The sequence below is a fragment of the Galbibacter pacificus genome (genome assembly GCF_029603165.1).
GTDB lineage: Bacteria > Bacteroidota > Bacteroidia > Flavobacteriales > Flavobacteriaceae > Galbibacter > Galbibacter pacificus.
Genome location: NZ_JAQSVC010000020.1, coordinates 1 through 646 on the forward strand (window position 1 = coordinate 1; position 646 = coordinate 646).

The 646-nt window shown below is 46.7% G+C and carries 1 pseudogene; it reads right to left on the reverse strand.

The features are described from left to right. Nucleotides 1–646 (reverse strand): annotated as a pseudogene (locus PSF86_RS17750) (hypothetical protein); the annotation flags it as partial.

The window sequence follows — 646 nt, forward strand, 5'->3', positions numbered from 1 at the left end:
TTTGCTGCAGGTTCTCTTTTTGGGATATTACATAGTTTATCCCCAGCATGGCCGTTTGCGAGAGCTGTTTGTAATCAAGGGTATCCAGGTTGTTATCCAACAAACTATCGTCGTTGATATTGTCAAACTGGTTCACCTTTACATTGGTAAAGGTCCTGAAATTGGAGTACGATCCGGTAATGCTCAATCGCTCGTTCACATTGGCCGTTGCGTTCACCGACCCCACCATTCGGCTAGTGGCATTGTCTTTTTTGTTGTTTAAATCGTCCCTTTGGTACCCAACGTTAAACGTAAGGTTCAAAAGGTTGTCCAAGAGCGCCGTTGCCCCGTTGAGGGTGATATTTTCAAAATCGTTGTTGAAATAATAAGACCCTAAAGTTTCGTACCCGGGGTCGATACGCTCGTAGGCGACCCCTACGGAGGATTGGTCGAACGTATAGTTCATACCGGCCCGTAATGCCGTATGATATTCGGTAGACGTTTTACCGTTGAACAACAAACCTGCAAGGCCGCCTTTGCCACCGCTCCCATCCTGAGCCCGTAAATCCTGTGTAAGGGCACTTGAGGCATATTCGGCGAACACGTCAAGATTATTGCTGATCTTATAGGTCCCTTCCACGCTCAACACTAAATTTTCCTTTGGCAG